This window comes from Ruegeria sp. AI2 (genome assembly GCF_056541275.1).
In genome coordinates this window covers 698,122-711,353 of record NZ_JBQFYB010000001.1, presented here as the reverse complement: position 1 = coordinate 711,353, position 13,232 = coordinate 698,122, and the positions used below count along the sequence as shown (strand labels likewise).

The window sequence follows — 13,232 nt, the reverse complement described above, 5'->3', positions numbered from 1 at the left end:
AGGGTCTTGCATTCAACGCGGCTCGTGGCAAGTGTGCGTCGCATGAAGTCATTCTCGCAATCCCCGACAGACCCGGTTTTCGTTCAGAACCCCTACCCTTTCTATGATCAGGCCCGCGCTGCTGGTGATCTGTTCTACTGGCGCGACTACGATATGGTTGCTGCGACGTCCTGCCGTGCCGTGCGGGCACTTCTTCGCGACCGCCGGTTTGGGCGGGAAGTTCCGCCTGAATGCGCGATACAGGGCCCCGCCCATTTGGCCCCCTGGCTGGCTATCGAAGCCCATTCGCTGCTTGAAGCTGAACCCCCGCGACATACCCGCCTAAGGGCGCTTGTTATGCGCGCTTTCACGTCGCGGGAAATATCTGCGTTGCAGCCTTCCATAGAATCGCTATGCCACAGTCTTGTCGAGGCGTTTCCGAATACACCTTTCGATCTGCTGAGTGCTTATTGCACTCAGGTCCCGGTGGTAACTATCTGCCGACTGTTGGGCGTTCCCGAAGACATGGCGCCCAACCTGTTGCAGTGGTCGCATGACATGGTCGCGATGTATCAGGCCAACCGGACACAGGCGACCGAGGATAAGGCCACCAAGTCCTCTCAGGAGTTCACGGATTTCCTGTTGGGATACATTAACCAACGACGCAATGACCCGCGTGACGATTTGATCACCCGGCTTATCAGCGCCGAGGAGGAAGGCGAAAAGCTGTCCATCGACGAACTGGTCGCAACATGCATCTTGCTGTTGAATGCAGGTCACGAAGCAACGGTGCATTCGCTGGCGAACGGTGTGAAAACCCTGTTGCAAACACATACCAGCCCCGACGTTCTAGGCCCGGACCAGATCGACGCAACGATTGAAGAAATCCTGCGCTATGACCCGCCCCTACACATGTTCACACGTTATGCGTATGAAGACGTTGATATGTTTGGGCATTCGTTCAGGCGCGGTGATCAGATCGCGCTTTTGCTTGGCGCTGCAAACCGCGACCCTGCTGTCTGGGATGAACCCGACAGGTTTGATCCGACGCGCGCGATTGAGGTCAACACAAGTTTTGGTGGAGGCATCCATTTTTGCGTCGGCGCACCTTTGGCAAGGTTGGAAATGCGCATAGCTCTGCCCATTCTGTTCAACAGCTGCCCGAACCTGCGGCTTGCCGATCCGCCGACCTATTCAGACAGCTATCACTTCCATGGTCTGGAACGGTTAATGGTTCAGGTCTAACCTATATAAGGCGCGGATCGATCCGGCGCTGGCAGCACCTGCCTTCTAAGCCCCTTCAACCAACGCGTTGAGGGGAAGCATCGTTGTGGACTTGATTTCTTCCATTGACAAAAGCGCGGTCACGTTGTGCACCCGTACTTCCGAAATCAGCGACTGGTAGAATTGATCATAGGCGCGCGCGTTCTTGACCCGAACCTTGAGAATATAATCAATGTCGCCTGCCAGCCGATGCGCCTCCTGCACTTCGGGATGTTCGCGCAATGCCTTAAGGAACTTGCGCTGCCACTCAGCCTCGTGTTCCGACGTGCGGATCAAAACAAAGAAAGTCGCCTCAAACCCAAGCGCTTCGGCATCCAGCAAAACCGTTTGCTGACCAATGATTCCCGCACTCTTGAGCTTACGAATACGATTCCAGACAGGCGTCTTTGAACTGCCGACCCGAGCCGCTATTTCGTCCAGTGACTGCCCTGCATCACGTTGCAGCTCGGCCAGAATTTTCCGATCCGTATCATCTATCCGCACCGACATTCCAATATTCCTTCCACATCGAAGCTTTCGTTCCAAAATTTTGTTTCGATGGAACGTTTGTCCTTATTTGAGCGCCCATATGGCGCTTTGGTGGGAATATTTCCTATATTGAGGGTCAAGTCAAACCACACCCGAGATGATCCGATGCAGGACGTTCGCACAACAGGCACCAAAGGACATGTCGACTTTGTCGGCGCAGGTCCAGGCGACCCCGAGTTGCTGACACTCAAGGCGCTGACTGCGTTTGAGCGGGCTGATGTTGTGCTGCATGACCGCCTTATCAGTGAACCCATTCTGGACATAGCCGGTCAAAGCGCCGCTTTGGTTGATGTCGGCAAAGCCGGGTTCGGTCCATCCTGGAAGCAAAGTGATATCGACGCGCTTTTGGTCGAATATGCCCTGAAAGGTAACCGCGTGGTCCGCCTGAAGTCCGGCGATCCCACTGTCTTTGGCCGTCTGGATGAAGAGATCGAGGCCGTCAAGGCGGCGGGCATTTCGTGGCAGATCGTTCCCGGTATCACGGCGGCCTCTGCCGCGGTGGCTGGTATCGGCCAAAGCCTGACTCAACGCGGCCGGAATTCCTCGGTGCGGTTCCTGACCGGGCATGACATGAAAGGTTTTGCCGATCATGACTGGAATGCACTGGCACGGTCCGGTTCGGTTGCTGCGATCTATATGGGTAAGAAATCTGCCCGCTTTATCCAGGGTCGCCTGATCATGCACGGTGCCGATCGCGCCACTCCAGTCACACTGGTCGAAAACGCCTCGCGCCCGAACCAGCGGATTCTGGCCACCACACTGGATCAACTGCCCGCCGACCTGGCCACCGCCGAAATGGACGGACCAGCCCTGACATTCTATGGCCTTGCCCCGCGCGAAGCGGCGCAGGCTGTAACCGAATTCAATAAGGAGTTTGCCTGATGGCCCGCGCTTTTACCCCTAAAGTCGTCACCGCCAACGACCTGTTGGAAGGCGACGTGATTTATCAGACCGAAGATGACAGCTGGTCGCGCGATCTGTCCGAGGCCGAGCTGATCACCGATGAAGCCCATGCGCAGGTTCGATTGCTGGATGCCGCGCGCCAGGCAAACAAGATCGTTGGCGCGTATCTCGCCGACGCGATCGCCGGTGACAAGGGACCTGAACCCACCCATTTCCGGGAGGATTTCCGCCGGACTGGTCCGTCCAACTATGCCCACGGCAAACAGGAAACCTCCCCGCAGCCCCGGGTCTGATTTCAGGCTCTTCTCTCTCCCCTTCAAGGCCCCAGGTCCGGGGCTGCAACTAAGGACAGCTAAACATGTATCGCTACTCCGAGTTCGACACAGCATTTTTGGCAGAACGCAACGCTCAGTTCCGGGCGCAGGTTGAGCGTCGCATTGACGGCTCATTGACCGAAGACGAATTCAAGCCCCTGCGCCTGATGAATGGCCTGTATCTGCAGTTGCACGCATACATGCTGCGCGTTGCGATTCCCTATGGCACGCTCTCCAGCGCGCAGATGCGCCAACTGGCCCTGCTGGCCGAGAAGTGGGACAAGGGCTATGGCCATTTCACCACCCGTCAGAACATCCAGTACAACTGGCCCAAACTGAACGACGTGCCGGATATGCTAGACGCGCTGGCCGAGGTTGGCATGCACGCCATCCAGACTTCAGGCAACACCATCCGTAACGTGACAGCCGACCACTTCGCCGGTGCTGCCGCGGATGAGGTTGCCGACCCGCGCCCCTATGCTGAACTGCTGCGCCAGTGGTCCACCGACCACCCGGAATTCCAATTCATGCCTCGTAAGTTCAAGATCGCTATCACCGGTAGCGAAAACGATCGCGCCGTGATCAAGGCGCATGACATCGGACTGCAACTGGTCGAGCGTGACGGCGTTCTTGGTGCCCGTGTTATCGTGGGTGGTGGTCTTGGCCGTACGCCGATGATCGGTAAAGAATTGTCCGAATTCGTCGCCTTTGACGATTTGCTGGCTTACCTCGAAGCCACCGTTTCCGTCTGGAACCAGATCGGCCGCCGCGACAACAAGTACAAGGCGCGCATCAAGATCACCGTGCACGAGCATGGCATCGACGCCATCCGCGCCAAGGTGAACGAGCGTTTCCTGAAAGTCCGCCCACAGTTCAAGGGCGCGGATATGAACCTGCTGGAAGAGATCAAGGGCCACTTCGCCCCGCCCACCTTCCGCGAAGGTTCCGTTGCGTCATTCGAAAGCGCCTATACCAACGATCCGGTCTTCCGCTCGTGGGTCGACACCAACATCGCGCCGCACAAGAATGCGGACCACGCGATTGTAACGATCTCGATCAAGAAGCACGGCCAGACGCCGGGCGATGCGACGGCTGAGCAGATGCGCGTAATGGCCGATCTGGCCGAAGAGTTCGCCTATGACGAGCTGCGCATCAGCCATGAGCAGAACGTGATCCTGCCACATGTCCACAAATCGGACCTGCCTGCAATTCACGCCAAGCTGAAGGAATACGAGCTGGCAACCGCCAATATCGGTCTGATCAGCGATATCATCGCCTGCCCCGGCATGGATTATTGTGCGCTGGCGACGGCGCGTTCGATCCCGGTTGCTCAGGAAATTGCAACGCGGTTCGAGGACCTGAAGCTCGAGCATGACATCGGCCACCTGAAGATCAAGATCTCAGGCTGCATCAACGCCTGTGGTCACCACCATGTCGGCCATATCGGCATTCTGGGTCTGGACCGCGCAGGCGTCGAAAACTACCAGATCACTCTGGGTGGCGATGCAACCGAAACTGCGGCAATTGGTGATCGTACCGGTCCGGGCTTTGCCTATGACGAAATTGTTCCTGCCGTAGAGCGCATTGTCGACACCTATCTGAACCAGCGTGCAAGCGCAGAGGAGACATTCCTGGAAACATATCGCCGGGTGGGCATGGTGCCGTTCAAAGACGCCCTCTACCCCGAGGCCCGCGCAAATGCCGCTTGACCTGATCCAAACGGAACTGGGCCGGGACAGACGCGAACTGACTGAACGTGTCGAAGACCTGAATGCCCGGTTCCGGCACCACAGCGCCCATGATGTTATGCATGGAGCGATTGATGAGATCGATGAGCTTGCTCTGGTCTCGAGCTTTGGTGCGGAATCCGTCGTTCTGTTGCACATGGCGGCGGTGGTGAACAAGGCAACGCCCGTTCTTTTCGTGGACACGCAAATGCTGTTCACCGAAACGCTGGAATACCAGCAGGAGGTGAGCGAGCGTCTGGGGCTTACCAACATTCGCATCATCCGAGCCGAGGATGCAGAGGTTGAACGCGAAGACCCATACGGCGCATTGCGCCTGCGCGACACGGATGCATGTTGTAACCTGCGCAAGACTTTCCCGCTGCAAAGAGCGCTGGTGGGGTTCGATGGCTGGATAACCGGACGCAAGCGGTTTCAGGCAGGCACGCGCGCTGCGCTGGAATTCTTCGAGGTCGAGGACGGAACAGGTCGGATCAAGGTCAACCCGCTTGCCCATTGGGCGCCCGAGGATGTGCGGGCCTATATGGAAGAAAACAACCTGCCCCGGCACCCGCTGGTGGCCAAAGGATACCCTTCGATCGGCTGTGCGCCCTGCACCTCGCCTGTCAAAGAGGGCGAAGACCCCCGCGCCGGACGCTGGCGCGACCAGAACAAGGAAGAATGCGGCATCCATTTTGTCGATGGCAAGATGATGCGCGTTGGAGAGAAAACATGAACGTAATCGTAACGGATGAGGGCTTTTCGCCTGATGACTGGACCGACGGCTTTGTCACTCTGGATGATGCCGCCAATGACGTGGTCGCGCTGGACGTCAGTTCCGAGACAGACCCGGACGAACTGTTTGACCGGTTGGGCGGCACCAGGCTGGTTCGGATAGACTTTCCCTCTTTCGCAGATGGTCGCGGCTTTACCATCGCCCGCACATTGCGCCTGAAGGGCTACAAAGGCCGGCTGCGCGCCAAAGGGCATGTGCTTGCCGATCAATACGCCATGGCGCGCCGCAGCGGCTTTGACGAGGTCGAGATCGACGGAGAACTGGCAGACCGCCAACCCGAGGATCAGTGGCTGGCCCGCGCGAACTGGAAAGAGAATAACTATCAGGCTCGCCTGCGCGGCTGAACCCCGCACTCGCCAGCTTGTGACGCAAAGGGGGCAATCTGTCCCCTTTTCCTGACTTGGATCAAAGATTAAACGGAGATGTCGGTTTAGCAGACCGGCAGGTAAACGATGACAGAGATGAAGCCCGTGAGCGAAGCAACCGCCGTAAAAGTCCCCGTCCTTCCGGATGCGCAAACTGTAACCGAAGTCAAACACTGGACCGACAGCCTGTTTTCATTCAAGGTGTCGCGCCCGGCCTCGCTGCGTTTCCGCTCGGGCGAGTTTGTGATGATTGGTCTGCTGGGTGACAACGGCAAGCCGTTGCTGCGCGCCTATTCCATCGCCTCGCCCTCGTGGGATGAAGAGCTGGAGTTTTATTCGATCAAGGTTCAGAACGGCCCGCTGACCTCGAAATTGCAACATATCAAACCGGGTGACCAGATCATCCTGCGTCCCAAACCGGTTGGCACATTGGTGCATGACGCCCTGCTGCCCGGCAAGCGCCTGTGGTTTTTTGCGACCGGCACCGGCTTTGCGCCTTTTGCCTCGCTGCTGCGTGAACCGCAGACCTATGAGGACTATGACGAGGTCATCATCACCCACACCTGCCGCGAAGTGGCAGAGCTGGAATATGGCCGTCAGCTGATCGACAGCATCCGTCAGGACGAACTGTTGGCCGAACTGATCGGTGAAGGATTTGCCGACAAGATCCGCTATTACCCGACCACCACACGGGAAGAGAGCCCAAAGATGGGTCGCATCACCACTTTGCTTCAGGACGGCACCGTGTTTTCCGACTTGGGTATTGACGGTGGCATCAAGCCCGAAACCGACCGTGCAATGGTTTGCGGTTCGTTGGCTTTCAACCTGGATATCAAGGAAATCCTCGAAGGGTTTGGATTGCGTGAAGGTGCCAACTCGGAACCCAAGGAGTTCGTGATCGAAAAAGCCTTTGTCGGCTAAAGCAACCCTGCGTTCAGGGCTTTGCCACCCTGAACGCGAAAAACACCGGCAGAAAACAAGTTTTTTCGCATTACCCTGTATTTATGCCGCTTGAAGTGCGGCTCTGCCCGGTTTAAATTCCGGGCTCGAAATTCTGCAATCATCAAAGGAATGAACCCATAGCTCGCAGACCTCACAACGCGCCGCCACAGAGAGACACCGGCCCGCGCGTCAATGATAAGATCCGTGCCCCCGAAATTCGCCTGATTGGCGCCGAAGGTGAAAACGTCGGGGTGGTTCATCCCGCCAAAGCCATGCAGATGGCCGCAGATGCAGGTCTTGATCTGGTCGAAATCTCGCCCAATGCGAACCCACCGGTCTGCAAGATCATGGATTTCGGCAAGTACAAGTACGAAACGCAAAAACGCGAAAACGAAGCGCGCAAAAAACAAAAAGTCATCGAAGTGAAAGAGGTCAAGTTCCGACCGAACACCGATACGCATGACTATGACGTCAAAATGAAGAACGTCTTTAAGTTTCTGGAAAAGGGCGACAAGGTCAAAGTCACCCTGCGCTTTCGCGGCCGCGAAATGGCGCACCAGAACCTGGGTCGCGAATTGCTGGAACGTGTGGCCGAAGACATCAAAGAGGTCGGCAAGATCGAAAACATGCCGAAGATGGAAGGCCGTCAGATGGTCATGATGATCGGCCCGCTTCCGCATAAGTAATCCGCTTAAAAGACAGAAACGATCAAAGCCCCTTCGCTGCCGAAGGGGCTTTTTTGTTCAGGTTGCGCGTCTGCTTCGTAACCATTTGACCGCATCTCTGAAGTCGAAAAGCAAGGAAATTATGTCAACGATCAGAAGCACCCAAAGAAACTTGATAAAGGCAATGCTCAGGGTCGCATCGGAAAACAACAAAAGCGTTACGATAACAACCAGTGGAACCCAGCACAGAATGTGCGGCAAAGCCATCGCGCCGCTCATCCCGCGCGCAACCGCCATGATGGGTATGTTCAGCGCCATACCGGTAATCGCCAGAACAGCGATGAGCATCCCCTGCGGCTGATCCAGGAAAGCAAGCGGAACCAAATTAACCGGCACCAATATTACGGCCACCCAGATCTGCACCCAAAGGGGAAGCGCGCGGAAACTGCGCCAAATATCCAGCACCATTGATTTCGCTTTTTCAGATACTTCTCCCGCGACACTAACAAATAAGCTGCGGGCGAACAGTGCGCTCACGGTAATGTCAAAGCACGGCGGAAATGGCGCGTTCCAGTTTGCTGACGAGTTCGCCTATCTGTTCCTCTTCGATGATAAAAGGCGGCGCCAGCAGGACATGATCGCCGTTCCGGCCATCCCGCGTGCCTGCCATGGGATAGCAAATCAACCCTTCAGCCAGTGCTGCCTTTTTCACCTTACCTGCGATGCCACGTGATGGATCAAAAGGTTCCTTGGTGTCACGGTCAACGACCAGTTCAATACCTCGGAACAACCCACGACCACGGATATCTCCCACGTTCGGGTGCTGTCCGAATGCTGCCTCAAGGGCGGATTGCAGCTTGTTACCCATGACCCCGGCACGCGCAGGTAAATCCCGTTCGGTCAACTCACGGACCACCGCCAATGCGGCGGCTGTGGCGACCGGATGACCGACATAGGTGTGCCCATGCTGGAAAAACCCTGATCCGTCGCTGATCGCGTCATAGATCTTGCCGGTGCACAGCATGGCCCCGATTGGTTGATATCCAGCCCCCAACCCCTTGGCGATACACAAAATATCTGGCGCGATGCCGTCATGATCGCAGGCAAACATGTGACCGGTTCGGCCCATACCGCACATCACCTCATCCAAGATCAGCAACACACCATAGTGGTCGCAAATCTCGCGAATACGCTTGAAATATCCTTCAACCGCAGGAACTGCGCCAAGGGTGGCCCCGACCACTGGTTCGGCCATAAATGCCATGACCGTATCGGGACCCAGCCGCAGAATTTCGGTTTCCAGTTCATTCGCCACACGCTGGCCGTAGTCAAAACTGCTCTCGTCTTCCGGTTTTTCAGCATATTCGTAGCAGGCAGAGATATGGGTCATCTCGATCAGCATCGGGGCGAATTGTGCTCGTCTCCATGCGTTACCCCCTGCGGACAAAGCCCCCAAAGTGTTGCCGTGATAGCTTTGCTTTCGCGCGATAACGTGACGGCGTTCAGGTTGTCCGATTTCAAGGAAATATTGACGCGCCAGTTTGATTGCCGCTTCGGTCGCTTCGGACCCGCCCGAAACAAAATACACACGGTCCAGATCCCCCGGTGCATGCCGGATCAACAATTCGGCCAAAGCCTCGGCCGGTTCCGATGTCATGAACCCGGTATGTGCAAAGGCGATCTGTTCCACCTGCTGCTGTACCGCTTGGATCACAGCCTGATTCGAATGACCCAGACATGATACTGCGGCATCACCGCAATCCAGGTATCGCTTGCCCTCTGTATCAATCAGATAACAGCCATCGCCGCCAACCGCGACGGGGAGGTCCGATTTCGTGTGACGTGGGAAAACATGACTCATTTCTTTGCCCTTCCAAGCAATTCAACTAATGCTGCGACCGAAGCCGCGTTATCTGCCCACGGTCTGCCATCCGGTCCGGTCAGACTGTTTTCAAACCCAACCCGCACGTCACCACCGCGTCGCGCAGCCTCGGCTAGACAGGCATGTTCTTGCGCACCAAAGGCGCACACCATCCAACGGGCCGGGCTTTCTGGGAAGGCACCCAGATCGGATGGCATAGATTGCTGGCCATCCCTGTATCGCCCCAGAACAAGCAAACGGTCTGTCTGATCCGCCTGTACGATGCCCTGAACGTGCCAACGGTCCAGTAATCGTGCGTCCTCTGCATCATACAAAATGTGCTGAACCCGTGTGCCCTGATCCGCGCATTGTGCATAGACCCTGGGTGCAAGGTTAAGGTCGCGGGCGATTTCACGCACCGAGATTGAGGCCCATTCAGGTCGCACCTTTTGCAAACAGTCCAGTTGCGATGCTACGTCAAACCTCCCAACGGCTTCGGTCGTGATCTGTAGCTCCATTCCTGGAACCTCGCACTGCAATTCCGCAAGCGTTTCCCGGTACAATCCGGCGTCCAGTGAATGCCGTCCATCTGCATCCCGAATATGCAGATGCAACCCGTCCGCACCTGCGGCATGGCAATCCCGTGCAGATATGACGATCTGGTCAATCCTGAGCGGCAAGGCGGGATGATCCAACGCGTTCCGCCGGGCACCGTTTGGCGCAACCAGAATGTAGGGCCTGTCCAAGCTGTCAGTTGTTTTTGATGTCATAGCACCACCCAAGTCTTTGCCTTCAGTTAGATTCGCTGGATGACGTTTTCAATTTACACTAAAGAAAACATATGTTTCTTTTTGGTATGGCACCCACCCTTGCAGCCTTGACCAGCCAAATTCGGCGCGAGATCGACGAGATGCCTGCGCAGATGCAAGTCGCGGCGAAATATATCATCGACCATCCCGGTGATTTCGGCCTGAACCCAGTCAGGGTGACCGCTAACCGGATCGGCATCAGCACCAGTGTTCTTGTTCGACTGGCGCAGCGTATGGGTTTCGACAGTTTTGACGCCTTCCGCCACCCATTTCGCCTTGCCCTCACAACAGACAGCGAAGACAGGATAGGTCATGGGTGGCTAACCACATCACCCGGACAAGACCCTTTCCACGGCGCACAGGCCAGATTCGCGCGCAATGAGATGAATGTTGTGTCCCGCTCACTGCGTCTGATGGAGCCGAATTTGGCCAAGCGTGCCGTTGAATACATGGTGTCTGCACGTCGTTGTTATGTGACCGCCACAAGGTCCAGTCATGCGCTGGCCTATTATTTTCACTACGCGGGGCGCATGGCCCATCCCGGATTACAGCTGATACCTCGGCACATGGGCTCGGCCATCGATGACCTGGTCGAGGCCACGTCCGAGGATTGTTTGTTTGCCATCACGGTCCATCCCTACTCCGCAGATACGATCCAGTCGATGCGCTTTGCCCGCGACAGGGCCATAAAGATTGTACTGCTGTCGGATAGCGAGGTGATTGCCCCCGGCGTCAACCCGGATGTGGTTCTGCCCGTCAGCACCCGCACATTACATCCGTTTTCAAGCTTTTCCGGCGCGATGGCGGTTCTGGAATGCCTGCTCGGTCATCTCTTTGATGCAGGGGGCGAAGCTGCACGGGATAGGGTCGAACAGTTTCAAAAAGCGCGGGAGGACACCGGCGCGTATTGGCGGCCCGGCGTTTTGCCAAGGATGAGAAAACCCTAGAATATCAATAGTACATACGCAATATCGCGGACCTTGGCGGCGGTCAGTCGTTTCGTTTCGCCCGCGGCTGGGGTCTGGTTGGGATTTCCTTCAGCAATCCGCCAACACCCATTCCGGCAATATCTGCGCCTGTTGTTTCAATCCCGCATGCGACACGCGACAGCACCCAATCCGCCCCATTCAACGCTGGAGAGCGGGCGCATCCCGGCAAACCGATCACAGGTCGGCCTTGCAGGTCCCCCAGAAACAGCAGGTTTCCCGGATCAACCGGCATACCAAAGCGATCAATCGTCCCACCGGCCTGCCGAACGGCCGACGGTGCGACATCGTTCGGGTCCGAGGTGGCCGAACCCGTCAATATCATTAGCAGATCACCCTTCCCCTTAGAAATCGCGCTGGTCAAGGAATCTGTTCGATGCGGAACAATCTGCACCTCCGAAAGCTCCATTCCCAATGCCTCGACCCGTCCCCGAATGGCGGCAATCCCCTTTTCGTTCGGTGGCCCACCGGGTATCTCTGAGACAACAAGACCGGCTGTCCGATGAACTGGCCGCGCCAAACGCACAGCTCCTTGTGCCAGCCCGGTGGCGCGCTGAACATCAGCCTCTGGCACGGCATATGAGATGACCTTAATGGTCGCCACCATGCCGTTCGCCCCCATTTGCTGGTACTGTGGAACGGTCGCAACGGTAATCATCGGATTGACCTGATTGAACATTTCAAGTGCGTGAACATCAAGCACGGCAACCCCGGGCCCATCGGACAAAAGATTTACCCGCCCGGTAAATGCCTCGGTTACCCGCAAGTTGGCTGAAGCTGGATCAGGTGCCAGCGCAGACGCCAGTTTGCGTGCCGCCTGATCTTCATGGCAATCACCGGTATCCAGCCGGGCAACAATGACCTCGCTTAAACCAGCCTTTTCCAGTTGCGCCAAATGTTCCGAGCGCAATTCAAGCCCTTTGCGAAGCTTTCGCCCATCCGCTGTAACCGAATGCGCCAGAATGGCCCCCTCTGCCCGGGACACCGGTACAGGCCCAAATTTCATGCTTTCCCTCGAAGAACTGCAGTGATCTGCGCCAGTATCGCAACCGCGATTTCCGAGGGACCGGCGGCCCCGATATCCAGGCCAATGGGCCCATGAATGCCTGAGATTTGCGCATCGGTGAAACCGGCCGCTTTCATACGCTCAATGCGCTTGGCATGGGTGCGTGTTGACCCCAATGCACCGATATAGAACACATCGGCGTCCAATGCGGCTTGTAGCGCCGGATCATCAAGTTTTGGGTCATGTGTCAGCAAGACAATCGCGGTCCGCGCGTCCAGTCCCAGCTTCGCAACGGCTTCATCCGGCCAATCCGTCAGGATCGTTTCGCCGGGAAAACGCGCACTGGACGCGAAGGCGTCACGTGGGTCGATGATGGTTGGATCGTAGCCCGCAATCCGCGCCATCGGCACCAGAGCCTGCGCAATGTGAACCGCACCAACGACCAGCAACCTCAGCGGCGGGTTGTGCACTGCGACAAAGGTCTGGCCATCTTCTTCGAACCCTGACCGATCCATGCGCAGCCTGTCGGCATAAGCATTGCGGCGCAACGCCCTGCGCCCGGTCTCGACATTGACTTCGTAGGCAATGGGTGCACGAGCGGCCCGAGCAGCAACCAGTTCCGCCAACATAGGTTCGGGCAGGACTTGTCCTATGGGTTCGACAAGAATGCGTATAGTCCCCCCACAGGCCAAACCAACCGCGAAGGCATCGTCGTCACTGACCCCGAATTCAAGCAAACGCGCTTCGCCTTCATCAATGGCTTCAAGCGCCTCGACGATAACAGCACCTTCGACACATCCACCAGAAACAGAGCCTTCTATCCGACCATCGCCGCCAATCACCAATTGGGATCCCACCCGCCGCGGCGCACTGCCCCAGGTTTCGACAACCGTAGCGAGCGCCGCGCCGCGCCCGCTGCGGTGCCAGTCAAGCGCCGTTTCAGGACTGTTGTCGAATCGCTCCATAGGAACCTCCGGATGACCTATGACACCAACATAAGCGGGATTTGCGGGATGAAAAGCGCACCAAGCTTACCAAAAGGTCTATATTGAACCCCATAAGGCAACGCC

14 protein-coding genes and 1 pseudogene are annotated in these 13,232 nt (G+C 56.9%); 9 read left to right on the top strand and 6 right to left on the bottom strand.

What is annotated here, in order from left to right; all coding sequences use genetic code 11:
• Positions 1-42: 42 nt before the first annotated feature.
• Positions 43-1,224 carry a cytochrome P450 gene (locus ACR0LL_RS03490; protein WP_480584026.1) on the top strand — a complete coding sequence of 394 codons (1,182 nt, stop codon included), beginning with the start codon at positions 43-45 and terminating at the stop codon, positions 1,222-1,224.
• Positions 1,225-1,269: 45 nt separating this feature from the next.
• On the opposite strand, the gene ACR0LL_RS03485 is transcribed toward ACR0LL_RS03490, so the two are convergent.
• Positions 1,270-1,752 (bottom strand): Lrp/AsnC family transcriptional regulator, encoded by a 483-nt coding sequence (locus ACR0LL_RS03485; protein WP_267365581.1) that lies wholly within the window; start codon positions 1,750-1,752, stop codon positions 1,270-1,272.
• Positions 1,753-1,926: 174 nt separating this feature from the next.
• Between ACR0LL_RS03485 and cobA the strand changes: the two are divergent.
• The 7 genes and pseudogenes from cobA to infC all read left to right on the top strand — a co-directional run.
• Positions 1,927-2,673 (top strand): annotated as a pseudogene (gene cobA / locus ACR0LL_RS03480) (uroporphyrinogen-III C-methyltransferase); the annotation flags it as partial.
• Positions 2,673-2,987 carry a DUF2849 domain-containing protein gene (locus tag ACR0LL_RS03475; RefSeq protein WP_010439754.1) on the top strand — a complete coding sequence of 105 codons (315 nt, stop codon included), beginning with the start codon at positions 2,673-2,675 and terminating at the stop codon, positions 2,985-2,987. The pseudogene cobA and the gene ACR0LL_RS03475, both read left to right, overlap by 1 nt.
• A gap of 65 nt (positions 2,988-3,052) precedes the next feature.
• Positions 3,053-4,717 (top strand): nitrite/sulfite reductase, encoded by a 1,665-nt coding sequence (locus ACR0LL_RS03470; protein WP_480584023.1) that lies wholly within the window; start codon positions 3,053-3,055, stop codon positions 4,715-4,717.
• Positions 4,707-5,468 (top strand): phosphoadenylyl-sulfate reductase, encoded by a 762-nt coding sequence (locus tag ACR0LL_RS03465; protein WP_480472505.1) that lies wholly within the window; start codon positions 4,707-4,709, stop codon positions 5,466-5,468. Before ACR0LL_RS03470 ends, ACR0LL_RS03465 begins: the two co-directional genes overlap by 11 nt.
• Positions 5,465-5,872: a DUF934 domain-containing protein gene (locus tag ACR0LL_RS03460; protein ID WP_480584019.1), complete on the top strand. Its 408-nt coding sequence runs from the start codon at positions 5,465-5,467 to the stop codon at positions 5,870-5,872. The genes ACR0LL_RS03465 and ACR0LL_RS03460 overlap by 4 nt, the downstream gene beginning before the upstream one ends.
• A gap of 108 nt (positions 5,873-5,980) precedes the next feature.
• Positions 5,981-6,814 (top strand): ferredoxin--NADP reductase, encoded by an 834-nt coding sequence (locus tag ACR0LL_RS03455; RefSeq protein WP_480537754.1) that lies wholly within the window; start codon positions 5,981-5,983, stop codon positions 6,812-6,814.
• A 116-nt stretch (positions 6,815-6,930) separates the two neighbouring features.
• Positions 6,931-7,521: a translation initiation factor IF-3 gene (gene infC, locus ACR0LL_RS03450; protein ID WP_480492811.1), complete on the top strand. Its 591-nt coding sequence runs from the start codon at positions 6,931-6,933 to the stop codon at positions 7,519-7,521.
• Positions 7,522-7,578: 57 nt separating this feature from the next.
• Here the strand turns inward: infC and ACR0LL_RS03445 are convergent, their stop codons facing one another.
• The 3 genes from ACR0LL_RS03445 to ACR0LL_RS03435 all read right to left on the bottom strand — a co-directional run bounded on the left by ACR0LL_RS03445 (position 7,579) and on the right by ACR0LL_RS03435 (position 10,131).
• Entirely contained in the window at positions 7,579-7,968 is a 390-nt protein-coding gene (locus tag ACR0LL_RS03445; RefSeq protein ID WP_480584016.1) for a hypothetical protein, read from the bottom strand.
• Positions 7,969-8,044: 76 nt separating this feature from the next.
• The gene (locus ACR0LL_RS03440; protein ID WP_480584013.1) at positions 8,045-9,361 is read right to left on the bottom strand and encodes an aspartate aminotransferase family protein; all 1,317 of its coding nucleotides are present in this window, start codon (positions 9,359-9,361) and stop codon (positions 8,045-8,047) included.
• Positions 9,358-10,131: a beta-keto acid cleavage family enzyme gene (locus ACR0LL_RS03435; RefSeq protein WP_480584009.1), complete on the bottom strand. Its 774-nt coding sequence runs from the start codon at positions 10,129-10,131 to the stop codon at positions 9,358-9,360. Before ACR0LL_RS03435 ends, ACR0LL_RS03440 begins: the two co-directional genes overlap by 4 nt.
• A 107-nt stretch (positions 10,132-10,238) precedes the next feature.
• Here ACR0LL_RS03435 and ACR0LL_RS03430 point away from each other — a divergent pair, with 107 nt between their 5' ends.
• Positions 10,239-11,117 (top strand): MurR/RpiR family transcriptional regulator, encoded by an 879-nt coding sequence (locus ACR0LL_RS03430; protein WP_480584005.1) that lies wholly within the window; start codon positions 10,239-10,241, stop codon positions 11,115-11,117.
• Between the two features lie 43 nt (positions 11,118-11,160).
• On the opposite strand, the gene ACR0LL_RS03425 is transcribed toward ACR0LL_RS03430, so the two are convergent.
• A complete protein-coding gene (locus ACR0LL_RS03425; RefSeq protein WP_480584002.1) occupies positions 11,161-12,162 on the bottom strand; it encodes a molybdopterin-binding protein in 1,002 nt (333 codons plus the stop codon).
• Positions 12,159-13,127 carry an XdhC family protein gene (locus tag ACR0LL_RS03420; protein WP_480583999.1) on the bottom strand — a complete coding sequence of 323 codons (969 nt, stop codon included), beginning with the start codon at positions 13,125-13,127 and terminating at the stop codon, positions 12,159-12,161. Before ACR0LL_RS03420 ends, ACR0LL_RS03425 begins: the two co-directional genes overlap by 4 nt.
• Positions 13,128-13,232: the final 105 nt, after the last annotated feature.